Origin of the sequence: Polyangium jinanense, assembly GCF_028435265.1 — a bacterium.
Taxonomy (GTDB): domain Bacteria; phylum Myxococcota_A; class Polyangia; order Polyangiales; family Polyangiaceae; genus Polyangium; species Polyangium jinanense.
This window is the reverse complement of the sequence record NZ_JAGTJK010000016.1, coordinates 130,782-154,072: the sequence shown is the minus strand read 5'-3', so window position 1 is coordinate 154,072 and position 23,291 is coordinate 130,782. Positions and strand designations below refer to the sequence as shown.

Annotated in this window: 18 protein-coding genes; 3 read left to right on the top strand and 15 right to left on the bottom strand. The window is 67.1% G+C overall.

Annotated elements, in window-relative coordinates; translation table 11 throughout:
• Positions 1-51: 51 nt before the first annotated feature.
• Entirely contained in the window at positions 52-831 is a 780-nt protein-coding gene (locus KEG38_RS26910) for an AgmX/PglI C-terminal domain-containing protein (protein ID WP_272422783.1), read from the top strand.
• 113 nt (positions 832-944) lie between these two features.
• On the opposite strand, the gene KEG38_RS26905 is transcribed toward KEG38_RS26910, so the two are convergent.
• The 3 genes from KEG38_RS26905 to KEG38_RS26895 all read right to left on the bottom strand — a co-directional run bounded on the left by KEG38_RS26905 (position 945) and on the right by KEG38_RS26895 (position 5,775).
• Complete coding sequence (locus KEG38_RS26905; RefSeq protein WP_272422782.1) at positions 945-1,151, bottom strand: hypothetical protein; 207 nt, start codon at positions 1,149-1,151, stop codon at positions 945-947.
• A gap of 115 nt (positions 1,152-1,266) precedes the next feature.
• Positions 1,267-3,735, bottom strand: a complete 2,469-nt coding sequence (locus KEG38_RS26900; protein WP_272422781.1) for a sodium-translocating pyrophosphatase — start codon at positions 3,733-3,735, stop codon at positions 1,267-1,269.
• Positions 3,736-4,089: 354 nt separating this feature from the next.
• Positions 4,090-5,775, bottom strand: a complete 1,686-nt coding sequence (locus KEG38_RS26895) for a serine/threonine protein kinase (RefSeq protein WP_272422780.1) — start codon at positions 5,773-5,775, stop codon at positions 4,090-4,092.
• 312 nt (positions 5,776-6,087) lie between these two features.
• On the opposite strand from KEG38_RS26895, the gene KEG38_RS26890 reads away from it, so the two are divergent.
• Complete coding sequence (locus KEG38_RS26890; protein ID WP_272422779.1) at positions 6,088-6,429, top strand: hypothetical protein; 342 nt, start codon at positions 6,088-6,090, stop codon at positions 6,427-6,429.
• Between the two features lie 53 nt (positions 6,430-6,482).
• Here the strand turns inward: KEG38_RS26890 and KEG38_RS26885 are convergent, their stop codons facing one another.
• The 8 genes from KEG38_RS26885 to KEG38_RS26855 all read right to left on the bottom strand — a co-directional run bounded on the left by KEG38_RS26885 (position 6,483) and on the right by KEG38_RS26855 (position 17,142).
• Entirely contained in the window at positions 6,483-7,586 is a 1,104-nt protein-coding gene (locus tag KEG38_RS26885; RefSeq protein ID WP_272422778.1) for a sterol desaturase family protein, read from the bottom strand.
• 71 nt (positions 7,587-7,657) lie between these two features.
• Positions 7,658-10,672: a hypothetical protein gene (locus KEG38_RS26880; RefSeq protein ID WP_272422777.1), complete on the bottom strand. Its 3,015-nt coding sequence runs from the start codon at positions 10,670-10,672 to the stop codon at positions 7,658-7,660.
• Between the two features lie 126 nt (positions 10,673-10,798).
• Positions 10,799-11,200: an Imm1 family immunity protein gene (locus KEG38_RS26875; RefSeq protein ID WP_272422776.1), complete on the bottom strand. Its 402-nt coding sequence runs from the start codon at positions 11,198-11,200 to the stop codon at positions 10,799-10,801.
• A complete protein-coding gene (locus tag KEG38_RS56070; protein ID WP_372518195.1) occupies positions 11,197-11,484 on the bottom strand; it encodes a DddA-like double-stranded DNA deaminase toxin in 288 nt (95 codons plus the stop codon). Before KEG38_RS56070 ends, KEG38_RS26875 begins: the two co-directional genes overlap by 4 nt.
• Complete coding sequence (locus KEG38_RS55645) at positions 11,444-13,594, bottom strand: RHS repeat domain-containing protein (protein WP_272422775.1); 2,151 nt, start codon at positions 13,592-13,594, stop codon at positions 11,444-11,446. Before KEG38_RS55645 ends, KEG38_RS56070 begins: the two co-directional genes overlap by 41 nt.
• Positions 13,482-14,666 (bottom strand): hypothetical protein, encoded by a 1,185-nt coding sequence (locus KEG38_RS26865; protein WP_272422774.1) that lies wholly within the window; start codon positions 14,664-14,666, stop codon positions 13,482-13,484. The genes KEG38_RS55645 and KEG38_RS26865 overlap by 113 nt, the downstream gene beginning before the upstream one ends.
• A gap of 200 nt (positions 14,667-14,866) precedes the next feature.
• Positions 14,867-15,769: a hypothetical protein gene (locus KEG38_RS26860; RefSeq protein ID WP_272422773.1), complete on the bottom strand. Its 903-nt coding sequence runs from the start codon at positions 15,767-15,769 to the stop codon at positions 14,867-14,869.
• A gap of 29 nt (positions 15,770-15,798) precedes the next feature.
• On the bottom strand, positions 15,799-17,142 hold the full coding sequence (locus KEG38_RS26855; RefSeq protein WP_272422772.1) for a hypothetical protein: 1,344 nt from the start codon (positions 17,140-17,142) through the stop codon (positions 15,799-15,801).
• Positions 17,143-17,908: 766 nt separating this feature from the next.
• Here KEG38_RS26855 and KEG38_RS26850 point away from each other — a divergent pair.
• A complete protein-coding gene (locus KEG38_RS26850; protein ID WP_272422771.1) occupies positions 17,909-18,625 on the top strand; it encodes a hypothetical protein in 717 nt (238 codons plus the stop codon).
• Between the two features lie 39 nt (positions 18,626-18,664).
• On the opposite strand, the gene KEG38_RS26845 is transcribed toward KEG38_RS26850, so the two are convergent.
• Genes KEG38_RS26845 through KEG38_RS26830 form a run of 4 tightly spaced genes read right to left on the bottom strand, consistent with a single transcriptional unit; the run spans position 18,665 to position 23,262 of the window.
• On the bottom strand, positions 18,665-18,940 hold the full coding sequence (locus tag KEG38_RS26845) for a hypothetical protein (RefSeq protein WP_272422770.1): 276 nt from the start codon (positions 18,938-18,940) through the stop codon (positions 18,665-18,667).
• Positions 18,937-19,701: a DUF6065 family protein gene (locus tag KEG38_RS26840; RefSeq protein ID WP_272422768.1), complete on the bottom strand. Its 765-nt coding sequence runs from the start codon at positions 19,699-19,701 to the stop codon at positions 18,937-18,939. The genes KEG38_RS26845 and KEG38_RS26840 overlap by 4 nt, the downstream gene beginning before the upstream one ends.
• Positions 19,702-19,749: 48 nt before the next feature.
• Positions 19,750-22,128 carry an FG-GAP repeat domain-containing protein gene (locus KEG38_RS26835; RefSeq protein WP_272422767.1) on the bottom strand — a complete coding sequence of 793 codons (2,379 nt, stop codon included), beginning with the start codon at positions 22,126-22,128 and terminating at the stop codon, positions 19,750-19,752.
• Between the two features lie 48 nt (positions 22,129-22,176).
• A complete protein-coding gene (locus KEG38_RS26830; RefSeq protein WP_272422766.1) occupies positions 22,177-23,262 on the bottom strand; it encodes a hypothetical protein in 1,086 nt (361 codons plus the stop codon).
• Positions 23,263-23,291 lie beyond the last annotated feature (29 nt).

The following is a 23,291-nucleotide window of genomic DNA, read 5'->3' as shown; positions in this document are numbered from 1 at the left end:
CTCGGGCGTCACTCGTTGACGCCCTGTATCCCCCCTTCTACCCTCGCTTTCATGCACAACCAGGCTCGCGTGGCGGCACTCGCAGCGGCGGCGTGGCTCGTGGGCGGCTGCGCGAACAGCGCCGCGCGCTCCACGGGCCCTGAGCCCGTCGTGATGGTCGGCGACGGGGTCAAGGCCAAGCCCGCGGACAAACCCATCCAGACCGCCACGGGCGACAAAGCCGCCGTGCTCGAGAAGGATCCCGCGGAACCTGCCGAGTACGGGATCATCGGCGTGCTCCAGGGCGCAGACTCGAACAAAGGCCTCGGCAGCATCTTCGGCTCGGAGGGCGGCGTCGTCGGAGGCGTTGTCGGAGGTCCGGTCGGCGTGTACGGCGGCCTCGGCCTGAGCGGGGTTGGCATCGGCGGCGGCGGGACGGGCGAGGGCATCGGCCTCGGCACGCTCGGCACTGTCGGACACGGCTCCGGCTACGGCCATGGCAGCGGCTTCGGCTACGGCTCGAGCCGCCCCCATGAGCGCGTAAAGGCCCGCATCGAGGCTGCCACGATCACGGGCCCGCTCACCGACGAGGTCGTGCAGCGCATCCTCGTGGATCATCGCGACGACGTGCAGGACTGCTACCTGCTCGAATCCAAGCGCGGCGCCCACGTCCGTGGCCGCATGACGCTCTCCTTCACGATCGACGGCGCGGGCCGCGTGGACGAGGTGTGGGTCCCTGAGTCGAGCTTCTGGTCGCGCGAGCTCACGAGCTGCGTCGCGCAGGTCGTGGGCACCTTCCGCTTCCCTGCCCCGCCCGCGCAGGTAAAGGTCCTCGTCCCCGTCGTCTTCTGATTGCATCGACCGCATCGCGGTCGATGCACCAAAGGTCCAGGGCTTGCCCTGGTCCGGGTCCAGGGGCGGACAGCCCCTGGTCGGGCCCGGGGTGAAACCCCGGCGCTACGCCCTCAAACGTCGTACTCGTCGTCCTGAACGATGGCCTCGGCGCCGAAACGCGCACGCGCTTCGAGTAGCTCCTGGTCGCTGATCCACGTGCGCTCGCACTCGGCGAGCGGCGCGACCTGGTAGACATCCTTGCGGCTTTCGCCGTGCCCGTCTTCGAGCACGCGGACGACCTCGTGGTGGAAACCGCACGACGGGCAGAGAGCTCGCATGGCCTGATTTATAGTTCGAAGGCGTAACGCTCGCTTCGAAAAAGCGAACGCCCCCGCTCCGCGAGGAGCGAGGGCGCTCGATGGGGACCGCTTCGGTCCGCCTGTCAGAACGTGATCAGTGCGCCGCGGGCGCCGCTGCCTTCACGTCCGTCTTGATGCGCATGCCGTAGAAGGAACGCCACACGAAGATCGCCGACGCGACGAAGAAGATGCCCGCGAGCACGATGCTCGTCTGGTGCGGGATCTTGATCGCGAGCTCGACGGCGAGGAGGCCGAAGAGCGTGGTGAACTTGATGATGGGGTTCATGGCGACCGACGAGGTGTCCTTGAAGGGATCACCGACGGTGTCGCCGACGACCGTCGCTGCGTGGAGCGGGGTGCCCTTCTCCTTCAGCTCGACCTCGACGAGCTTCTTCGCGTTGTCCCAGGCGCCGCCGGCGTTCGCCATGAAGAGCGCCTGATACAGACCGAAGAGCGCGATCGAGATCAGGTAGCCGATGAAGAAGAACGGATCGAGGAACGCGAAGGCGAGCGTGCCGAGGAAGACTGCGAGGAAGATGTTGATCATCCCGCGCTGCGCGTACTGCGTGCAGATCTCGACGACCTTCTTGCTGTCCTCGATGCTCGCCTTCTCGGCGCCCTCGAGCTTGATGTTCGCCTTGATGAACTCGACTGCGCGGTAGGCGCCGGTCACGACGGCCTGGCAGGAGGCGCCGCTGAACCAGTAGATCACCGCACCGCCCACGATGAGGCCGAGGAGGAAGGGCGCGTTGATGAGCGAGAGGCGCTGGATGGCCTCCACCACGCCGAACTCCGCCTGCAGCTCGAGGATGATCGAGAAGATCAGGGTCGTCGCGCCGACGACTGCGGTGCCGATGAGCACCGGCTTCGCCGTCGCCTTGAACGTGTTGCCCGCGCCGTCGTTCTCCTCGAGGTAGTGCTTGGCCTTCTCGAAGTCGACGTCGAAGCCGTGTTCCTTCTTGATCTCGTCCTTGATGCCGGGGATCGACTCGATCACGCTGAGCTCGAAGACGCTCTGCGCGTTGTCGGTCACCGGGCCGTAGGAGTCGACCGCGATGGTCACCGGGCCCATGCCGAGGAAGCCGAAGGCCACGAGGCCGAAGGCGAAGACCGGCGCGGCCATCGTCGACGTGAAGACCGTCGCGAGGCCCTGGAGCGCGACCAGGTACGCGGCGCCCATGAGGCCCGCGATGACCATGCCGAGCCAGTAGGCGCTGAAGTTACCGGCCACCATGCCGGAGAGGACGTTCAGCGACGGGCCACCCTCGCGCGACGAGGTCACGACCTCGCGCACGTGGCTGCTCTCGGTCGAGGTGAAGATCTTGACCGCCTCGGGGATGATCGCGCCCGCGAGCGTGCCGCAGCTGATGATGAGCGAGAGCTTCCACCAGAGCGTCCCATCGCCGAGGTTCGGGATGAGCAGGTACGACACGACGAACGTGAGGCCGAGCGACACGAACGACGTGAGCCACACGAGCCACGTGAGCGGCGCCTCGAAGTTCATCTTGTCGACGGTGCCGTAGCGGGCCTTCGCGATCGCCTCGTTGACGAGGTAGCTGACGACGCTCGCCACGACCATCATGATGCGCATCACGAAGATCCAGACGAGGAGCTGGACCTGCGTCTTGACGTCCGCGACCGCGAGCAGGATGAACGAGATGAGCGCGACGCCGGTGACGCCGTACGTCTCGAAGCCGTCGGCGCTCGGGCCGACCGAGTCACCCGCGTTGTCGCCCGTGCAGTCGGCGATGACGCCCGGGTTACGCGCGTCGTCTTCCTTGATGTTGAAGACGATCTTCATGAGATCGGAGCCGATGTCGGCGATCTTCGTGAAGATGCCGCCCGCGATGCGGAGTGCCGAGGCGCCGAGCGACTCGCCGATCGCGAAGCCGATGAAGCACGGCCCCGCGTACTCGCCGGGCACGAAGAGCAGGATGATCAGCATGACGAGCAGCTCGACGCTGATCAGCACGGTGCCGATGCTCATGCCCGCCTTCAGCGGGATCGCGTAGGTCGGGAAGGGCTTGCCGCGGAGCGACGCGAACGCCGTGCGGGAGTTCGCGAACGTGTTGATGCGGATGCCGAACCAGGCGACGCCCGTGCTGCCTGCGATGCCGACGAGGCTGCAGAACAGGATGAGCGCGACACGACCGACGTCGAAGTGCTTGAAATAACCGTAATACACCGCGATCACGAGGCCGATGAGGACCTCGAGCAGCACGATGAACTTGATCTGCGTGATCAGGTACGTCTTGCAGGTCGCGTAGATGAGCTCCGAGATCTCCAGCATCGAGCGATGCACGGCCATCTTCTTGAGCTGCATGTAGATCGTCATCCCGAAGATCAGGCCGAGCGCGCAGACGCCCATGCCCGCGAGGAGCAGGGTGCGTCCGTCCATGTTCCCCATGAAGGAAACAGAGCCCAGATCGGGAAGCTTCAGCGAAGCCTCGTCCGCCTGTGCGGGACGAGCCAGGGCGATAGCGAACAGCGCGCCTACGACGGCCAAGGCGCGCGCGGGCCACGCTCGCGCCCCGCTTGGGCGCGAAGAACCCTCTACGTTCATGACGGTGTGCCTCCTTCAAACGAGGAGTCCGCCGACGATGGCTCCCGCCGTCGTGGCGATCTCCCAGGTTCCGAGGGGTTGGCCGCCTGCGTGAGTCGCGGATGAGCGGGCACCGACGGGGTTCGTCCCCGTGGCGCAGGCTCCGTCGAAATCGACCCGCTAGCCCTGACGCCGACGCTTCAGCACAGCCTCGCCCTCGACGGTTTTCCCCGCCGAGGCGCGCGCTGACTACCACAACGCGACTTCCCCGTCATCCTTCTTTTGTTGGAGGTTGGGCCGGCCCCGTCCGGCCCCTCGGCAGCTGGGGTTTGGGGGCGCGGCTCGGCTCGTCCGAGCGGAGCCCCCCTCGTCCGATCAGTTGCCCGGACGTTTTTCGAGCGAGGGCTTGGGCTCACCGCTCTCGGTCGACGCGGTGTTCGCGTCCTTGTTCGCCGTGAGCAGCTCCGCCACGAGATCCCGGCACTCGGGCTTGTTGCGCAGGTGCGCGAGCAGGAGGTTCGACGCGTCGCTGAAGGCCTTCTCGAAGGCGAGGCCCTCGCGCGTCCGCTGCGTGACCTTCTCGCGGCCTTGGCCGAGATCCTCCTCGAGCGCCTCCGCGTACCGCGTCAGTTGCCCGCGGAGCTCGTCGATCTGCCGCCGCAGATCACGCGCCGTCGTCTCGCGCGTGTTCTTCTTTGCCTCGTACCGCGCGAGCTGCTCGCGCTTTGCCTGCACCGTCGCGGCCGTCGCGCCCGCGCGTTCGAACACCGTTCGATCGAACGCGCCTTGCCGCGCGGCGCCGTCGGCGAGCTGCTTCGCCTCCATCGCGAGCTTCTCTGCTTGCGCCAGCTCGCTGCGCACCTTGTCCACGTCCTCGCCGTCGGCCGCGGCCTCGCGCATCACGCGCGACTCTTCGTGCGCGAGCTCCTCGACCTTACGACCGATCTCTGCGCGGAGTGCGCGACCGCGCCGCTCGAGGGCCTCGACCTTGCGCGTGTGGCTTGCGACCTCGCCTTCGAGCCGGTTCGCCTTCGCTGCGAGGTCCCAGAGCTGCGCGAGCGCTGCCTGGATGTCGGGCGGCGCGTTCCCGGCCGGATGCGCGCGGGCCACCATGCGTGCGAAGAGCGCCGTCCGGTTCGCCCACTCCGTCACGCCGGCCGACTGCGGCGGCGGCGGCGGCGGCGGCGCGGGCACGGCCTCGCCCGTCTCCATCTCCCAGGGCGTGCTCGGCAGGCTGCGCTGCAGCGCCTTGAGCTCTTCCTGGAGATGGTGGGCGTCGCGGTAGCGCTTGCGGATGTCCTTCTCGAGCAGCCGCATCGCGATCATCTCGCCTTGCGGATGCGCGTCGGGGCGCACCGTGCGCGGGCGCCGCGGGATCGCCGTCCGCTGCATCTCGAGCAGCGTCTCGCGATCGTTTGCACGGAAAGGAAGTTGCCCCGTGAGCATCTCGTAGAAGAGCACGCCGAGCGCGTAGAGGTCCGCGTGGGGCGTGGCCTCCTCGCCGCGCGCCTGCTCGGGCGACATGTACTCCGGGGTCCCGAAGACTGCGCCCTTCGGGGCGAGGCGCGGGTCGCGCGCGATCGCGGCGAGGCCGAAGTCGAGGATCTTGACGAAGTCCTTCCGGCCGCCGCGTTGCGTGAGCAGGATGTTGTCGCTCTTGAGATCGCGGTGCACGACACCGAGGTCGTGGGCGCGCGCGAGGGCGGCGCACATCTGCTCGAGGATGTCGACGCCGCGCGCGATCGGCATGGGGCCGCGCGCGAGCTCCGCGGAGAGCGGCGTGCCGACGAGGTACTCCATCACCAGATAGAGCTCGCCTTCCTCGGTCTCGCCGATGTCGTGGATGTCGATGATGTGCGCGTGATCCACGCGGTTCGCGGCGCGAGCCTCGCGGAGCATCCATGCGCGGAGGTGGGTCTCGCCGCGCAGATCCGGCCGGATGAGCTTGAGCGCGACCACCCGATCGATGAGCACGTGGCGGGCGCGGTAGACCACGCCCATACCGCCCTCGCCGATCCGGGTCTCGAGGCGGTAACGACCTGCGACGACCTTACCGATCATCGGGTCCGCGCTCGCGGTCTTCGGGCCTAACGATGATCGCTGGAGAGCGCGCTGATCCATGTTCCTTCGTGTTCTCCTCGGGTACGGGGCTGGCTCGCGTGACGATCCACGCGCCGCCCGCTCGATCTCCCGCGGGTGCGTCCGACCTTCGGTCGTGCGCTCGCGGAGGCGAGGCCTTGCGGCATCATCGCGGATACTACCAGGGGAGCGCGCGCCGCGTCGACGGGGCTTGATGGCGCAGCCCCAAGGCTGCTAGCGTCCTCTCGTCGCCCCATGCCCTCACAAACGCCGCTGGGGGCGACACCGCCAACAATGTCAGGACCGATCGAGAGCTCAGGCGAAATCGAGATCTACTGCCACCCGGCCCGATCTTCGGGCCGCGGCACCGTGCCGTTTTTCGACGAGATCCGGCCCGGGGATCGGCTCTCGCTCGTCTTCGTCCCCAGCGAGACGTCGGTCCCGCCCTACTCCCTCAAGGTCTTCTCGCCGTCGGGCGCGAACATCCTCGACACACTCGTGCGGGATCCGCCCACGGGCGCCCCGCAGAGCCCTCCTCCGATCGAGTTCGTGGTGTCCGCCCCCGGCGTGTACCGCATCGAGATCCGCACCCTCACCGGCCGGCAGCGTGGGGACGCCAAGATCCGCGTCGGCTGACCTGCGCCCCGAACGAACCGAGCACGAACACGACGCCGAGGTCGGCGTGATCGTCAGAGAAGCATGCCCAGCACGAACGGCGTGGCGACGATCCGCGCGGCTTCGAGCGGCTTCGCCCATGCGCGCCCTTCGAGCACGCCCCCGAGCCCGCCGAGCGCCGCGACGAACCAGGCCGAGAACACGAGCTGCGTCCCGATCGGCGCCGTGGCGCCTTTCAAGAGAAAATACACCGTGGCCACGAGCGTGAAGACGAGCATCACGGCCGCGTAGATGCCCGCGCCGCGCGTCGGCCGTACGTCGTACTTCGGTCGATCCGGCGCGACGGCGAGATCGGCGGGCGCCATCCCGCGGGGCCGCCACTCGGGCGGCATGATCCAGACGAGGATCTTGTCGAGGAAGCGCGGCGCGCGGGCGGCGGTGTCCAGGATGTCGCGGAACGGGGCCCATGCGCAGACGAGCGGGTTCCACGAGGCGACGGGCTTCACGGTGCCGTACACGGGTTGGTCGGCCTCGGGCTCGAAGGTCCCGAAGAGCCGATCCCAGATGATCAGGATGCCGCCGTGGTTGCGATCGAGGTACCGCCCATTGCAACCGTGATGCACGCGGTGGTGCGAGGGCGTGTTCAGCACCCATTCGAGCGGGCCGAGCTTCCCGACGAGCTCGGTGTGAATCCAGAACTGGTAGACGGTGTTGATACCGAGCGCCGTCACGAACATCGCGGGCGGGAATCCAAGCAGCGCGAGCGGCAGGTAAAACACGCGCGACACGAGCGGCTGAACGGGCCCCTGCCGGAGCGCGACGGCGAAGTTGTAATCCTCGCTCTGGTGATGCGGCGCGTGCGCGGCCCAGGCGAGGTTCATGCGGTGCGAGGCGCGGTGAAACCAGTAATAAAGAAAATCGAGGCCGACGAGCAAGACGACCCAGGCGAGCCCCGAGCTCGGCGAGACGTCGAAGAAGCGTCGCTCGTAGAGCAAGAGGTAGCCGCCGAGGAGCACGCCCGCCGCGACGACGCCGAAGAGCGTCTGCGCCGAGCCGAGGAGCAGATCGGCGAGCACGTCCGGGCCGCGGTAGACGCGCCGCTTCTTCACGCGGCCCCCGAGCCATTCGAGGCCCATGAGAACGAAGAATCCCGGGATGGACAGGGTGATGACGTCCACGGCGGGGACATCTTAGCGAGGCGGGCGGGTTCCGTCACGCGGGGCGACCGGGGAGCCCCCTCCATGCGGCATCAATGCAGCGTGCAGGCCATCCGGACGAACGACCCGCCGTCGCCCCATTCCATGGCGTGCGCGGTTTTCTTCGGAAAATGGGCGGTCACGAAGCCGAACGGATGCGGGCGGTCCGGGAGCTCCTCCTCTCCCAGGCTGACGTCGACGCTCTCGATGCACGCCGAGCCCTTGTCGACGCGGATCTCGTAATACAGCGCGTGGATGCTCGGGTCCGTCGACTTCACGCCGTCCACTTCGAGGAGGATGCGCTCGTTTTGCTCCCGGAGACGAAACAGCATCCCTGATGCGCCCGGACGACAGGTCGGCATGGCCCAGAACCCACCTCGCATCGGAGGTCGATGCAGGGTCCATCCGTGCAAGGGAAGAGGCGACGTCGCATTCGCGCCTGCGCCGAGCGGCAGCGTCTGCACAGCGGCCCACCCGTATCCGTTGAGGAGGACTGGCAGATCCTTGCTCCCAAGAATCCCCGCCTCGGCCACGTTGCGCGGGCCATGCAAGGGGGCGACGTTCCGCAGCGATCCGTCTGCCATCCATGCGAAGAGGTATTGCCCGATGTTTCCCACGACCGGATCGTCGTCGTTCGGCCCCAAGGTCGCCGTCAAGAAGCTCCCGTCGGGGTGCTTGCGGAGGCGCGTCGTGCGAGGTGGTTTCCCCGGGGTCGCGAGGACCAGATCATACACGAGGCGACCGCCTTCATGGTGAAACACGACGAAGAGCGTACGGTTCCCTCGGCGAACGACGCCATCCAGGTCGGGGAGCAATGGGACGTCGGGGGGCGCCGGCACGGTCCACGTATCAACTTTCCCCGTGGTCTCGTGCGGATCGATGGCCTGGAGCGTCCATCGCTCTGCCGTTTCCCCGTCGGAGGACGCGAACGCCTCCAGCCGTCCGGCAACGACCTCGGCGCTTTGCGCGACCACGACCTCCTCGATGAGCCGGTGATCGACGGTCGAGACCGCTCCGCTCGCGGCGTCGTACATGGCCTGGCGCGCCCTCGCATCCCAGAGCGGCGGCGCTGCGCCGATGCGGCCGCGACGCGCGCACGAGAGCGTTCGGACCGTCGGCTCCATCTCGCTCGGTTTGGGAAGAATGGCGAGCGGTGGGCCCACGGGCGGCGGTGGAGCCGAGGGATAGGGGGCTGCCGGTCCCCATCCGACGCGCAGCCAGCGCAGCATGGCAATCCCGGATTCGCTCGGCAGGGCGCCGAGCGTTGCATCCTTGTGCACGGGGTCTTTGGGCAGCGGGCCGGCGTTGAACCACGACGCGCCGGCATCGGGGGAGAGAAGCAAATCGTCGCCGAGGATCACCCCGCGCCCCCGGCGAAATTGGGCATGGTGCGCGGACAGCGGCGTCACCGTCGCCGGCCCGGAGAGCGGCTGACGGACATGAACGATCTCGTCATTCAGGGACACCATCGCATGCAAGGCTCCGCTTTCGTCCTGCTCGATGGATCCGAGCACCTTCGTTGGTCCCCGGGCTCCCTCGTCAAACGTGATCGGCGGCAGCAGCTCGGGCTTGATCGATCGTGAAAAAAGCTCGAATCGCGTCTCGGGAATCGGCACCCCGGACTCCCCCTGCGGGTCCACGTGGTTGCCGGTGATGCCCTTCAGGTGGACGATGGTTCCATCGTCCAGCGCGCCGACGCCCTCCAGGCCGCCGGAACTTTGATCATAAAGGTCCGGCGCAGGACGGACCGGCTCGACGTCCCCCCCAGCCCCGGACGCGCACAATACGACGCGTTCCTCCTCTGCCTCGGCGGATGCGTCCTTCGCCCGCGGGGGCGCGCAATGTCCGAAAAAGACGAGGGCGCCGCGGGGCCTCTGGACGACCTCGTGAACATACGTCTGGGAGAGCTTCGGCATCTCGACGCGCCGCAGGGTGAGCGGGCCCTTCACGCTGAACGCGGCCGTCTCGACGCGGTCGGAATCCATGGGGCAGAAGACGAGCCCTCGATCCGGCAAATGCGCGGCGCGGCAAGCCATGATGTCGTGCCAATGGGGATCATGCAGCGTGTCCATCTGGAGATTCAACGGATTCCACGCGACCTCCAGGGCAGCGCCCGTCCTCGGATCCACGCGGGCGGCCATGCGATTCACGGCGATGAAGACGCCCCCGCGCGGGTCGGGGCTGCCATCGCGAATGGCGAGCTCGATCGGATCGGTCTCGGTCGCTTCGATCCACGCGAGCGTGGGGTTCGTCTGGGCCATGCCGACGAACCGACGCGCGAATGCGCCGACGCGGTTGTTGGCGAAATCGATGGGGGCGCGGAAGTCACCGCGGACGGCCTCGATCCGATCCCTGCGCCGTCCGAGGCCGAAGTCGTACACCCGCTCCTCGGGCTTGTCGGCGTCGGGCACTTGAAATGTCTTGCCGCCGTCGCGCGTGAGGGCGAGGCCAATCGATTCGAACACGACGGCCCCTTCGTCCATCGATCGAAACAGGATCTCGGTCGGCGGGACGTCGGGCCACCCCGCGAGGGTCCTCGTCGCGCCGGTCTCCACGTCGAGCAGCAGGGCGGGCGCGCCGCCGCCATCCGAATCCCACACGGCCACGAAGCCGGGCCCCGCGCCGACCTTCGAGATCGTGTTGGCCGCCCCGACAAGGAACGCCTCGACGAGCACACGGGGCTCGCCCAAAGGATCGTCGAAGCGATAAAGGGCCTGGCTGTTATACCCGACGAGGCGGAGCCCTCGCGGCGTGGGTACGGCGAGCATGTCGTCGAGCGGCTCGGGCGTGAGGACCTTTTCGTCGAGGATCGAGCCATCGGCGCGGACGAACGCGCGCCGGCCCCCCATCAGCACCAGCGTCCCTTCCGGCAAAGGGAGGATCACGCGTGTCGTACGACCCGTGCGTACCCAGCGCGCTTCCGGCTCCTCGGGGGCCTTCGCGCGCGTGACGTTCGGCGTGTCCTCGGGCGGCGTGGACGATGCCGTGGGCTTGGGCCGCGCGGTCGGCGCGCAGGATGCTGCCAGCATGAAGAGCGCAGGGAGCATCGAGGTCCGGGGAGGCGACACGGCGGCGGACGTTAGCTTCGCGGGTGTGTCATGTAAAGCTCCCGCGCCGATCCTGCCCGGCACGTCATTGAAATGTTCATCACGAACCTCAACCTCCTCGGCCGGCGCCGCCGCTCGCCGCGGGCGTCAAATTTCTTCCCAGAGTATGTCCGTCGCCCGGCCGCCGCAGCGGACGAATACCTCGACGATCTTCATCACATCGGGGAGGGGAAGACAATACCTGCTTGCTATGGGTGTGGGTGTGTCGGCAATTAAGAATTCTTCATACGCATCAGCGCCTGCTGAATCACCTTGTTGTCGGACGGCCGCCAGGTAGGGGACATTGCCGTCGGCGTCGGAATGTTGCACGCACCCTATGCCCCTTCCGACGCCAACCAGAAGGTGTGAGTCGTGGGAGGTCAGAGAAAAGAAAAACGGCGGTCGACGGGCCGCACTCATGAAGACTTCATCGAGATCCGAGGGGTTCTGTACCGTCGAACCGTTGCGGGGATTGTTTTCGTCTTGCTCATCGCGAAACGTGATACTCATGGGGCCTTCCCTTCGAATCGAACAACCGATCCATCCGGCAGCACCACTTTCAACCGACTACCGGTAGGAAGCATGCGTGGCAGATTTTGCATGCAACTCGTGCAAATCCTCGGGTTGTTGATGTAGAGTGTTCCGCTATTGATCCCATTCGATCTCATGGCTGCGGCAGCATGCCCTTCAACGTGCGTTCTCGTTACAATATCGAATCCAGGGCTTCCCTTCGGCAAGCCACGAGCTGGTCCTTCAATGCCACTGCTGAGGGCAGCCGAGCCGTTCTCCGTCACGAGGACTCCTCGCGTCAAGGGTTGTCGAGGGACGAACGGCAGATCGACCTGTTTCGGTGCCGTTCCTCCTGCGCGTGCCCCCGCCTTCAGCGTGAGCACCGTCATCGCCACCGTGGCGACGACGCCCATCCCAGCCCGACCAACCCCCGCGTAATCCCCTTTCTCCCCTGCGTCCACCCCCTTGATCACGTCGACCGACACTGCGTAGGAGCGGATTCGCCTGGTTCACGCCATCCGCGATCCGCCCGCCGAGGTCGTCCGTATTCGCCGGCCCATCCATGGGCCGATACGAAGCACCGCGCGCCGTCGGCATGACCAGGTTCATCACGAACCCGACCGCGAGCTCGCCCGGCAGCTCCAGCGCTCGCTCTCCGGCGCCGGCCAGCACCTCCGTGGCAATGTCGATCCCGCTCTTCTCCACCTCCTCGGCCGGCATCGCGTGCCGCTGCGGCACCGGCTGGCCGACTGTCGTCACGTCTCCCTTGCCTGCGCTCCCGCCGACGTCCTCACCTGGATTTCGGCCGGACAGCGCCCGGATCGCATCCAGCGGCACGTGCACGTGGTCCGTGGGCATCTGCACTTCGCCGGGAACCGGCGGCAGATCCTCCACGCCCGTCTCCACCTGCTGATAGCCGCTCGGATCGATATACCGCAGCGGGTTGTTGAGCACGTAGCTATACGGATTCCAGCCCTGCCCCGACCACGGCCACGTGACGAACGGATCCGGCGTCAAGAACCGCCCGAGCCGCGGATCGAACAGCCTCCCTTTCATGTGGACGAGCCCGATCTCCTCGTCCTCTTCGTGCCCCGTGAATCCGAGCGTGATCCCCGGCGGCCCCGCGCCCGAAGGCGCATCCCCCCATACCGGATTTCGCCGCCCGCCGAACGGGTCGAAGCTCGTCCGCTCGGCATTCCCCCCGAGCGAATCCGTCACCACGTCGATCGACCCGAGCGCATCCACATGGAGATACCGCGTCTCCATCCCGCCGGCCTTCTTCGTCACCACCGCGATCGGCCGCTCGGGACCGTGCACATAATACCGATGCTCGACCTCCCCGTTGGCACGCGTCACCCGCTCGTACAGCCCACCCACGTAGATCGTCACCGCCTCCGGCGTGCTCTTTCGGAGCCGCATCCCGTCGCCGCCGTAGTCGAGCAGCACCGCCGACGCGCCGTCCTTCGCGGTGAACTCCTTCGGCTGATCGAATGCGGTGTAGGCGATCGTGTGCCCCGGCCGCGCTACCTGATTGCCCACGGCATCGTAAACGAAGCTCTCCCCATCCGCCCCCGTCGCCGCGTGCGCATGCGCGGGATCCGCATACTCGATCGACCCGATCTCCGGCGTCTTCCACAAATTCCCATCGGGCGAATACCTCCACTCCCGCGCGCAAGGCTTCGCCGCGTCGAACGAAGCACACGTGAGCCGATCGAGCCCATCGTGCGAAAAATACTCGGTCTTCCCCTGTCGCTCGTCCCGCCGCAGCCGAACATTTTGCTCTGGATCATAGTCATACCCGAGATCCTGGAGCGTCGTCCCCCCGGCCGCAGTCGTCAGGATCGACGCCACCCGATCCCGCTCCCCGAACCATTTCCGCGTCGTCGAGATCCCTTGCCCCAGCACCTCCCCCGTGATGCGCCCCGCGCCGTCCGTTGCCGAAAGTGACCAGTACGCCTCGTGCGTAGCGGCGTCACGAACCGCATTCAGATGCCCCGCAGCGTCCAGCCCAAGCTCGACCTCGAAGGGCACCCCGTCCGCCTCCGGATACCGTACCCGCTCCGGCCTGCCGAATGCATCGTAGGCGTACCCCACACCGAACGTCTCGCCGCCAAGCAAAAGCTCCGTCCCCGAGACGCGCCCCTTCTGCACATCGTAAAGCGTCCGCTCGATCGCCCCGCCCGGCGAATGCACCTCGGAGAGCGCGCCTTTCAGCGCGACATCCCAGACCCATTCCGTCACCCCGTCCTGATCCTCGCGCTTGTACAGGCGCCCAAGCCGATCATGGTGCAGATGCACCACCCTGCCGAGCGCGTCCTTCGACCATCGGACCTCTCCGAATCCGTTGTAATGGATCTCCGACGCGCCGCGATCCGGATCCTGCGAGAACCGCACTCGCCCGAGCCCATCCCGCGAACGTCGTCTCCGCCCCGCCGGGGTCCGTCACCTTGCGTAGCCCCGCCGGTCCGTACTCGTATTGCGTGAGCCCCTTCTCCGCGTCCACGACGCGCACCGGCCGCCCGAGGCCATCGAGCGTCGTCTCCCTGATGTACCCGCGCGCATTCTTCGTCGTGACCGTCGCGCCCGCATACGTCGTCTCCGTGACGCCACCCCACGGCGCGACCTCACGCTTCACCCGCCCGACGGCATCATACGTGCGTTCGGCATACTTCCGCGCCGCGGCCAGCATCGTCTCCGCGTCGGCGACATATTCCTTGGCCACGCGCTCGCCGAGGTCATCGTAAACCACCTCGCGCAAGATCCGCGGCGCGAGCTGCCCCGGCGCCGACACGCCGCTCGACCACGACCGCAGCACCCGACCCAGCCGATCGAACTCCGCAGTCTCTGCGCCCCAACCGACCGCTTCCCGCGTGATCACGATACGGTTCTGCACGAGTTGCCGCGTGACGACCGTCTCCGTCTCATCCGGCCGCACCTCCCGCGTTACGCGCCCAAATCCGTCGATCGCCCGCGCCGTCACGAGCGCATTCGGATCCACCACGGCGAGCTCTGCGCCGGTCCCCGGATCGTACCGCTCGAACGAGAGATGCCCGAGCGAGTTCCTCCGCGCGAACGGAAAGATCCCCTGTTCATCATAAGAGACACACGCCGCGCGTTTCCCCTCGAATGCATCCGTGGCGACCGTTCGCACCACGTTGCCGAAGGCATCCCGCGTGACGAGCACGCCGAGCTTGGTCTCCGCGTCCCCCTCGCTCTCGACCTCGATTCGCTTGAATCGTCCAAAGATGTCGTGCTCCTGCCGCGTCGTCCGGCAAGCCGTCTCCTCGCCTGCCGTGCTGCACGCGGTCTCCTCCGCGAGCCGACCGAGAATCCATTTCGATGCGTCATTCGTGAAGATCCGCTCGACGTCCTCCACGTGCTCCGCCGTGCTCGATGGCGCAAGGCCGAGCCCGTGATCCCTGCCGATATACGTCACCTCCGCGAGCACGTTCCCGAACGCGTCCACGTCGCCGACGACGTGAATCGTGTCGCGAATCCGCGTCGTCGGCGCGGCGCCGCGCGCATCGCGTCCCTTGCGAACGTCTCCGGCGTCTCAAAGGCGTCTCTTAGGCCCAGAACGCGCCTTGCGCGTGCACCTCGATGCACAGGGCGCTCGTCACACGGGAGACCATCGCGCTCCAAGACCGTCCCTGCGCTGCCGCCCCGTCACTCGTCTTCGACGACGCGGATGGGCAGCCACTTGAATCCGGTCACGCCTGCGTCGCGGAAGATGCGCCAAACCTTGGGGGTGACGAGGAAATCGGGTTGCGAGAGCACGGCTGTCTTCAGGTCGCCGTTCCACCGCGCGATACCGAAACGCTCCCACATCCGGTTGACGTCTTGCGCTCCGACGAGGTCCCGGGCGTGGTACACGAGGCGCAAGGGTTCCTTGAGGGAGAAGTTGAACTTGCTGCGTCCGCAGGCCTTGCACACCTTGCCGCGTTCGACGCCCGTCGAGCGTGAGGACATCGGGGGCAACGTGTGCGACGCCCACATCTGCCTCCATGGCAGCTTGGTCTGCCGCATGTCCTTCTGCCTTGCGTACACACTACGAAAGGAGAGCCCCGAGAGACCGGCGCTCTCCAGCGTCTCGGCGAGCCGCTCGTCGACCAGGATTTCGCCTTCGCTGCCCACGGCGCGAAACTGCCCGAGCTTCGGCATGCTATCCTGGCTTGTGCCATCGAGCACGTACGCCGAGGTTTGACGGATCCCTGCGCCACACACCGGGCACGCCGTCGAGATGTCGTAGTCCGTGCCGAACCGAGGGCCTCCGAGGACGAAGATCTCCCAGGTGCCGATCGCAATGATGAGGGGTGCGGCCTCGAACTCCTCGTCCGTGTACTCGTCCCACCGGTCCTCGAACCATTCGACCTTGTAGGCGAGTAGGAGCTTTTGCAGGAGGGGCAGGCGGGGGTCGTTCGCGTCCAGTCGGACCTCGACGACTTGTCTCCGGATCGGCCATTCTTGTACCTCCGCCACGTCGGACCCGCAGCCCGAGGGCGAAAGGACGGTCTGCTCCCCACCCGGGACATCGTTGCTATCGAAGTGCAACAGAATCTTGGTTTTCATTGGCTATGTCCTGCAAGCTTCTGTTTGGATCAATCCAGGAGATAATGCTCAATTGCCTTCAGCCAATGCGGTTTCAATCTGTAGACCCCCTGGTATGCCGTCCAGAGCTTCGGGAGATCTTGGTAGGCAATGCCTTTCGTAGCATCGCGCAGACTGGCCGTAAACATACTGTGCTCCTCGCTCGAGAGGATCACCGACGGCCCATCCAGGGGGTCGAGGCCGATTTTCTCCATCCTCGCCGTCTCGTAGATGTGGTGAGCTTGCCACTTCCGTCCATGCTTCGCCGTGAAGTGTTGCATCACGCGATACGGCCCGATCACCTCCTCCTTCGCGAGCGCCTGCGTCAGCTCCTCTCCAAACTCCTCCGCCAGGTACTTGGCCGCATCCTCCGATAGCTCACTCACGTTCTTGATGACGACCTTCTCCCCGCGCTTCAAGGCTTCCGACGTCGCCTTCATGAACTTGTTGCCGAGCGCCATCGCCACCGGCGAGAACATCACGGCCGCGGCCGCCGCCTGGAGCCTCGGGTCGTTTGGCCCGTCGGCGTTCATCCCGCCGACGATCCCGTATTCCTTTCCGTCGGGCCGATAGAGATCCTCGTTCATTTGCAGGTTGAAGATCGCCCCCGCGATCACCACCTGCTCCAGGATCGCCCCGGCCCGCGTCTTCTCCTTCCGCGCCTGGCAGCCCTCCTTCGTCTGCTCGCAAGACGCCACACTGGAGAGCGGCGCCCCGGGTCGAAACACGCGCTCCGGCAGCGCGCCGCCCCGATCCACGAGCGTGCAATGCTCGTCCACGCACTTCGGCGGATGCACCTCGTCCTTCTTCGGCAAGGTCGACGTCGACGGCAACAGCGGCTCGTTCGACAGCACGCCCTCGGGCGGAGGCGGCGAGGGCCGAGGCTTGTCCGGCGGATGCTCCGGCATCTTCTTCACGCCCGGCGGCACGACTTCCCCTTGCTCGTCCTTCGCCGACGGCGGCTTCTGCGGCTCCGAGGCCTCGGTGGACGTGGCAGCTCCCGCCTTGCTCTCCTTGGCCGTGTCCTTGGACGCATCCTTCGCCGGTGCCGGCTTCGGGCGCGGCGGCGGCGCGGGGCAGGTCAGCTTGTTGTGCGGGATCGGTAGGCGTCTCGCGCTCGCTGGCGGCGCGTAGGGGTCGAATACGTAGGTCGTGAGCCCCTGGCTCTTCAGCGTGAACTTCGCGCGGCTCGTGGTCCACAGGGCCTTCGCCCCCGGCGAATAGGCCCATTCGTTCACGTTCGATGCGACGTCCGGCGGCTTGACGCAGACGCGGATCTCCGCGCGAGCGATCGCCGGCACGCACGAGACGACAAGGAGCAACGACGAGCACGAGGCGAGGATACGATCGCGCATGCGACCTCCCGCGCGGATGGTACCGCCCCTTCGATCCCGGTCGGAAGCCCCGAACCGACAACTCCGAAGCATCATCTCCGATGCGACCCTCGGGGGACGTCATACCCGCGGAGAGCACAAGCGGGGACGGATGCTGCATGTCCTCGGGCGCGGGGCAGCTAGCCCCTCGTCATATCCGAGAGGCGGCCCGGCAAAGCAGCCGCCCCAAAGCGCGATCATGACCACCAACAAGAGGCGGCCCACCCACGCAACGCCCCGCACCGATATCGCACCCCTTCCCATGCAATCAAAAGAGCCGGGCCGGGAAACGTTGTCAAGCTCGCTTGCGGGGGCGCGAAGAGGCCGATCGACGTTGCGCGGCGTGCCTTGTACCGGTGCAAATCGAGGCTCCCACTTCCCGAGGACCGTCTTGCACCGACGCAAGAGCCCCCCCACACATCACGAGGCGTGCCTTGCACCGGTGCAAGGCCTCGCCATCACGCGACACGAAGCCTCTTGCGTGCACGCAAGCACTGTGAAGTGCTCGCCCTGCGCCCCGTTGCACGCACGCGAGGGCGCCCATTCATCCGTTCCATCCCCTGTTGCACCCGCGCGAGGCGCTCGATGTGGATCCGCCCTACGCTCTTGCATCGCCGCGACACCCCCCATGAAACGGCTCCCGATCGATTTGCACGCGCGCGCCCCCGGTCGCACTCCGTGCTCACGATCTGCTTGACACGCGCGCGAAGGTCTCGGTAGCGTGCATCACCTTCGAAGGATCATTTCAATGCAAGCCCCCACCATGAACACCCCGGTCTCCAAGTGCGGAGACCTGGCGGCGTACGCCGCGAGGATGCTCGGCAAGTTCACGAACCAGGCCACGCTCCTCGCGCTCGGGCTGGAAATGACCGCCGCCGCCGCCGAGCTTCACGCAGCCCAGGCCGTCTATGAGCAAGCGGTACGGGACATCCTACCGACGCGCGTCGACGTGAAATACGAAAACTATGTCTCCGACCGTCGCATCCGCGTCACCCAGCAAAAAGCCGAAATGGCCGACGGAAAACGCGGCGGCCGCATCGCAGCAATCGCCTTCCCCGAGGGCTCCGCGCCGATCACCCGCCTCGTCGGCGCCTCCCAGGTCCAGGCCATGGTCGATCTCGAAGGCCGACTCGCCGCCGCACAGGCCCTCTGGCCCGACGCCAGCGCCGAGAAGGAGGCCATCGCCCAGCACCGCGAGCACTACGACAACGCCCTCATCGCTCGCAAGAACGCTGGCCAGCATGCGCGGAACATGCGCGCCGCGCGGAACGCAGCCAAGGACAAGTTCATCCACAAGTACGTCGAGATCATGAGCCGCGTCGAGGCCGAGTTCCCCAAGGACCGCGCCACGCAGGACCTCTTCTTCGACGAGGTCCGCACCAAATCGGCCCTCGCCACCGCCGACACGAGCACGGGCGAAGAGGGAGACGACGAGGGCAACGAGAGCGAGACCACCGGCGGGTGACGGTCGATTCCCCCTCTACCTTCCCCCCTACCCCGCCCCCTACGTCTTCCCGATCTTCTTCTTCAGCGCCGCGAGCTCCGCGTCGATCTCCGCCGCGGCCTTCTTCCGATCCTTCTCGGCCTGCTTTGCCGCGGCCAAACGCGCCTTCTCCTCGGCGGCGGCGCGCTTTTGCGCCTCCTTCGCCGCCGCCTCGCGCTCCTTTGCCGTCGGCTCCCGCGTCGCTTCCTCGACCTTCTCCACCGCCTCGTCGAACAGCGCCTTGCCCGCGCTGAACCCGAAGCCGTGCACGATCGCGTCGGCGAGCCGCTTGATCACGGCTTCTTCCCCTTCTTCCACTGCTTCAGCGCGAGCTTGCGCTGATGCTCCTTCGCCACCGTCCCGTCCGGCGCGCGGCCGTGCACGTAGTCTTTTTGCCACGCCGCCTGGTTCGCGCTCGAGCCCTCGATCGGCAGCTCCTTGATGAATTGCGACCGGCTGTTCCGCCATTCGAGGTATGCCTTCGCGACCTCCGGATCGTCGTAGAGCCCGCGCAGCTCCGGCTCGAATGATTCCAGCTCGCCGCGGCGCATCGGCACGATCATCGCGATCGGCTCGCCACGCTTCCACGTCACCGGGTACTGCGCCCGCGTGAGCTGCCAGTTCATCGTGAACGTCGCCGTGGTCCAGTCCGTCTCGACGATCCCGTCGAGCGGATACGCGCCGTCCTTCGGCATGTTCGCCGGGCCCCGGACGAGCAGGTTGTATCCGGGCGGCGTGCGGAACAGGAACGGAATGGTGAACGTGAGGATGCCGTGCCCGAAATGACTCATGGCCAGGTACGGCTCCGGGCCCTCGAGGTTCTCGATGCACACGCTCTTCAAGGAGCCCGTCCCGTCCCAGATGGCCCGCACCGTGTGCGGCGAGAGGACGAGCCAGCCGGCCTGGTTCGCGATGAGCAGCGGCAGGCACCGGTTCGCGAACGCGTCCCGCGTGTCGTTCATCCATTCGCGCTGGATGGGCCCGGGGACGAGCTCGGGCGGCTGTCCGGTGCTGGTGTGGTAGGCGAGGAAGGGGAGCTTTTCGGACTTCTCGGACATCGGCCGGGACGATCCTAGCAAAGCTCCCCGGCCTGGTGGGAAGGAAATTCAGTTCGTGTTCCGAAGGACCACGAGCGAGTTCGTCGTATTCGACGTGACGAGCAGGTCGGGCCGGCCGTCCCCCGTCACGTCCGACGCCGAGACGGACGTCGGGCGCGAGATCTCGCCGATCGTCGGCCCGGCCGTGAAGAAATCGCCCTCCCAGAGGAGCACGTTCACCCGTCCGCCCGCGAGGACGACGAGATCCTCGTCTCCGTCCTCGTCGAGATCCTCGAGCACCGGGTTGTGCGCGATCCCGAGGCCCAGCATGAAGGTCGTCCCGATGAACGTGCCGTCGCCGACGCCGAGCATCAGCACGACTCCGTCCCCTTGCGCGTGCGTCGCCACGAAGTCCGCGTGCCCGTCGCCGTTCACGTCGCCCGCCGCCATGTGGCCGATGATGTCGTCGACGAGCAGGTATTCCGGCGCATTCGCGAACGTCCCGTCTCCGTTGCCGGGCTGGAAGAAGACCACGAATTCGCCCGCGCCAGCAAAGTCGAGCTTCCCATCTTCGTTGAAATCGGCGATCGCCACGGCGTCGGTAAAAAGGTATTCCGCGTCCGAGAACGTGCCATCGCCGTTGTTCCGGAGCGAGATGCCGCCGTTGTTCGTATCGGCCACCACGAGGATATCGAGATCGCCGTCGCCGTCCGTGTCGCCGACGTCCGTGCTCCCGGCGCCGAAGAACCCAGGATAAGAAGGAATCGACGGGCCGAAAGAAAGGCCGCCCGTGTTCGGGAATGTCTGTACCACGTAGCCCTCGTCATTCCCGCCCGGCAACGCGGCGACGAGGTCCAGGCTCGGATTCTCGTCTGCCGGGAACGCGAAGAGCCCGATCGGCGCCTCGAGGACGTCGTTCGAGCCCGCCGGTTCGAACCCGCCGCCGGCCTTTCCCCGTAGTATCGTATTCACGGCCGCGACATGGCTGAACACGATGTCCTTGTGCCCGTCGCCGTCGAAATCGGCGGCCACCGATTGACGGGCGCCGACGCCGTACGGCACGCCGAGCGGCGCGAGGAAGCTGCCCATTCCGTCGCCCCGAACGACCGAGATCCCGGGGCCGTCGTTGCCGGAGACGATGTCCGTGTCCCCGTCGCCGTCGACGTCGCCCGCGGCGAGCGCCTTCGGGTTTCGCCCCGCGTCGAGCGCGATCGGATCGGAGAGCGCCCCGCCGCCGGTGTTTTTCAGGACATAGGCCCCGCCAAAGCGGTGCGCGAGCAGCACGTCGGGCTGGCCGTCGCCGTCGACGTCCTTGATCTCCTCGATCTCGGCGTCCGCCTCGTTCGCGTATTTCACCATCGGCGCGAACGTGCCATTACCGTTGTTCACGAGGACGCCATAACCGGTGGTGAACGCTTGCCGCGGGCCCACGACGACGTCGAGCTTTCCGTCACCGGTGAGGTCCACGAGCACGATCGACTCGGATCGCTGCGACGGCAGCGTCACGCCCGTCGCGAGCGCGCCGCCGCCCGTCCCTTTCCAGAGCCAGGACACGTTCGACGTCGACGAGCTCGTCGCCACGACGTCGACGAATCCATCACCGTCCACGTCGCCCGCGGCGACAGCGAAGATGTTGTGGGTGCCGCCCGAGGTGCTATACGTCGCCGCGAGCGTGAGCTTGCCGTCTCCGGCGTTCGTGAGCACGTCGATGCCGCCCGACCCGCGGGAGACCACGATATCGATGTCGCCGTCCGCGTCGATGTCGGTGGGAGCGAACGCGCCGGGCGTGGTGCTGCCCGTCGCGTATTGCTGCGGCGCCATGAGCGAGCCGTCTCCCTGGTTCAGGGCGACGAAGACGCCGATCGGGGTCCCGAAGAAACTGTTCGTCGCGACGACGTCTGGTTTGCCGTCGCCGTTCATGTCGGCGACCGCGACGTTCACGGTGATCGATTCGAACTGGGCTCGATGGATCTCCTGGAACGTCCCGTCCCCGTTGCCTCGCAAAACGCCGATGAAGCCGCCGCTCGTGTTCGTCACGACGAGATCGAGCTTGCCGTCGCCGTCCATGTCGGCCGTACGAAGGGCGGTATTGCCCGCTCCCACAGCCGCGGGATACGAGCCGTCGACGACGAAATGCAGGCCCATCGAGCCCCCGCCGCCCGCGCCGCCCATTCCACCGGCGCCGCCTTCACCGCCTTCGCCGCCGATTCCTCCGGCGCCGCCCATTCCTCCGACGCCGCCCACGCCTCCAGCGCCGCCCTGACCGCCGGTGCCGCCTTGACCGCCGACGCCCCCCGTCCCGCCGGCGCCGCCCGTGCCCCCGACGCCGCCCATTCCGCCTGTCCCGGCGGATCCGCCCGTTCCCGACGGGGTCCCTGTGCCCCCGTCGCCGCACGCCGAGAGCACGAGCCCGACGGCTGCCCAAATCGCAAGCTTGCTACGCTTCATCCCCAAGTCCTCCGATTCTCCGCTGGAAAGGCCATCCCCGTCCATTCGTCAGGGCGAACCAATCACCACCGTTCTCTGCTCCGTGACGGCCGTTCCATCGGCGTCGGAGATCTCGGCTTTCAGGTTCACCTGCTGATTCACCAGCACCCCGATGTCGAGCTGCGAATCGATCCGGAAGAGGATCCCCTTCGCTTCACAAAACCCCTGCGCCGGCCTGTCCGGAAACACGCGCACCGATTGCGACGGCCCGATGACCTCGCCCGAGTCGACCAGCGTCGCCGTGAGCTTGACGACCGCGGTCTGCTTCAATCCAAGCGTGCGGAGCGACGCGAAAATGTGGTGCCCCCCTTGATCGCCGGCCCAGACCTGGAGCGTGTCCTGATCCGCGAGCGGGCTCCAGATCACGTTGCCCTGCCCGAGCGTCACGGTCGGCGCGCCCGGCTCCTTTGGCTTGCACCAGCTATATTTCGCCCAGTCGGACGTGTATGCTTCGAGCACCTCGGGCGCGAGATAAGGATCCAGGCAGCGACCCCAGTTGCACGTGAGCCCCGGGCCACAACCCTCGCCGCAAGCATCGCCGCTCATCGTGACGCGAAGCAGGGGCGTCTTGCCCGCGCGGGCGCGGGTGCTGGCGAGGCGCTGTCTCACGTCTCCTTTGCCGTCGACATCGGTCTCCAGCGAGACCTCCACGAGCGCGTCGTCCGCGAGCCCCTCGATGGGGATCTCCTGGGGAAGCTGGATCGGCGCCGGCACGCCCGTGCCCCACAACGCGTCGTGGACCACCGCGCCGTCCACCTTCGCCACCACGTGAATCGAGGCCGCCTGCAGGAAAAGCTCGTTCGGCGCATTGATCACGCCGACGACCACGCGCGCCTCGTTTCCGCCGCCGCCCATTCCCCCGCCGCCGCCCGTGCCGCCGGCGCCCCCGGCCCCGCCCATTCCGCCGCCGCCAACACCGCCCGTTCCGCCCGCGCCGCCCATCCCTCCGGTGGCGCCCATTCCGCCGGCGCCCATTCCGCCGGCGCCGCCGGTCCCCCCGGTGCCGCCCGCACCGGGAGAAGGATTCGGTTCGCCCCCGCATGCCGCGAGAGATGCAAGAAGGAATAGCAGACAGGTGATGGATCGCTTGTTCACGGTACGCTCCGGATGTGCGATCGAAAATC

Excerpts from the sequence above, each read along its gene's own strand:
- KEG38_RS26855 (WP_272422772.1), bottom strand. The coding sequence starts at position 17,142 with ATGCGCGATCGTATCCTCGCCTCGTGCTCGTCGTTGCTCCTTGTCGTC.
- KEG38_RS26840 (WP_272422768.1), bottom strand. The coding sequence starts at position 19,701 with ATGTCCGAGAAGTCCGAAAAGCTCCCCTTCCTCGCCTACCACACCAGC.
- KEG38_RS26910 (WP_272422783.1), top strand. The coding sequence starts at position 52 with ATGCACAACCAGGCTCGCGTGGCGGCACTCGCAGCGGCGGCGTGGCTC.
- KEG38_RS26905 (WP_272422782.1), bottom strand. The coding sequence starts at position 1,151 with ATGCGAGCTCTCTGCCCGTCGTGCGGTTTCCACCACGAGGTCGTCCGC.
- KEG38_RS26890 (WP_272422779.1), top strand. The coding sequence starts at position 6,088 with ATGTCAGGACCGATCGAGAGCTCAGGCGAAATCGAGATCTACTGCCAC.
- KEG38_RS26835 (WP_272422767.1), bottom strand. The coding sequence starts at position 22,128 with ATGAAGCGTAGCAAGCTTGCGATTTGGGCAGCCGTCGGGCTCGTGCTC.
- KEG38_RS26900 (WP_272422781.1), bottom strand. The coding sequence starts at position 3,735 with ATGAACGTAGAGGGTTCTTCGCGCCCAAGCGGGGCGCGAGCGTGGCCC.
- KEG38_RS26850 (WP_272422771.1), top strand. The coding sequence starts at position 17,909 with ATGCAAGCCCCCACCATGAACACCCCGGTCTCCAAGTGCGGAGACCTG.
- KEG38_RS26860 (WP_272422773.1), bottom strand. The coding sequence starts at position 15,769 with ATGAAAACCAAGATTCTGTTGCACTTCGATAGCAACGATGTCCCGGGT.
- KEG38_RS26875 (WP_272422776.1), bottom strand. The coding sequence starts at position 11,200 with ATGAGTATCACGTTTCGCGATGAGCAAGACGAAAACAATCCCCGCAAC.
- KEG38_RS26895 (WP_272422780.1), bottom strand. The coding sequence starts at position 5,775 with ATGATCGGTAAGGTCGTCGCAGGTCGTTACCGCCTCGAGACCCGGATC.